Annotated in this window: 1 pseudogene; it reads left to right on the forward strand. The window is 49.5% G+C overall.

Going from position 1 to position 639, the window contains the following annotated elements:
• Positions 1–16: 16 nt before the first annotated feature.
• Positions 17–639 (forward strand): annotated as a pseudogene (locus tag E9531_RS17365) (IS5 family transposase); the annotation flags it as partial.

The following is a 639-nucleotide window of genomic DNA, read 5'->3' on the forward strand; positions in this document are numbered from 1 at the left end:
GAATCGAGGCATTCCGATGACAACACCTAAACGATACGAACTGGAAGATGCTCAGTGGGACCGAATCAAAGGATACTTCCCGCCATACCGGACTGGCCGTCCATCAAGCCTAGACAACCGTACCGCCCTCAACGCTATCCTCTGGCTCATGCGCAGCGGGGCTCCTTGGCGTGATCTACCTGAACGCTATGGCTCTTGGAAAACGGTGTATAGTCGCTTCCGAGCCTGGGTAAGTTCAGGCTTGTTCGAACAGGTTTTTCTCGAATTGATTGACGATCCCGACATGGAAAACTTGAGCTTAGATTCAACGATCGTTCGAGCGCATCAAAAGGCCACTGGGGNGATCGTTCGAGCGCATCAAAAGGCCACTGGGGCAAAAAAAATGCCGAATGTATGGTCGAAAATCAAGCTATTGGATTAAGTCGAGGTGGCCGAACGACCAAGATTCACGCACTCGTTGACGGATTAGGGAATCCCTTGGGTTTTCGCCTAACAGGTGGTCAAGTACATGATAGCCAAGTTGCCAGTGAGTTGCTGGAAGGCTTCGATATTTCTCAATCAAATATTATCGCGGATAAAGCCTATGGCACCGCGAAACTTCGCCAGTATATTGAAGATAAAGCAGGCGTCTATACCATT

The sequence above is a fragment of the Lampropedia puyangensis genome, assembly GCF_004833285.1.
GTDB lineage: Bacteria > Pseudomonadota > Gammaproteobacteria > Burkholderiales > Burkholderiaceae_C > Lampropedia > Lampropedia puyangensis.